Below are 476 nucleotides of genomic sequence, written 5' to 3'. Positions count from 1 at the left end.
TTGAGCAACGATACGGATGTGGATAGCGGCGACACCAAGACGGTGAGCGCAGTAGCCGGCGTGGCCGGCAACGTGGGCAGCGCCCTGGCGGGAACCTACGGCAGCTTGACCTTGAACGCAGACGGCACGTACACCTACGTTGTGAACAATGCCAACGCCACGGTCAACGCACTGAGATCCAGCGCCAACACCGTGACGGACACCTTCGCCTACACCATGCGCGACGCAGCCGGCACGACCAGCAGCAGCAACTTGGTGATCACCATTCAGGGCAGCAACGACGGCCCGGTGGCTGTAGCCGACACAGGCACGGCAGTCGAAGCGGGCACGGCGGTGGGCTCCAACGCCACCGGCAACGTCTTGAGCAACGATACGGATGTGGATAGCGGCGACACCAAGACGGTGAGCGCAGTAGCCGGCGTGGCCGGCAACGTGGGCAGCGCCCTGGCGGGAACCTACGGCAGCTTGACCTTGAA

At 64.3% G+C, this 476-nt stretch carries 1 protein-coding gene; it reads left to right on the top strand.

Translation table 11 applies throughout. The features are described 5' to 3' along the window. On the top strand, positions 1 to 476 hold a 476-nt coding region (locus B7G53_RS22310), incomplete at both ends, for a VCBS domain-containing protein (RefSeq protein ID WP_217992647.1).

The organism is Polaromonas sp. AET17H-212, assembly GCF_002379085.1.
Classification (GTDB): Bacteria; Pseudomonadota; Gammaproteobacteria; order Burkholderiales; family Burkholderiaceae_C; genus Polaromonas.
This window is presented reverse-complemented; position numbering and strand designations above follow the sequence as displayed.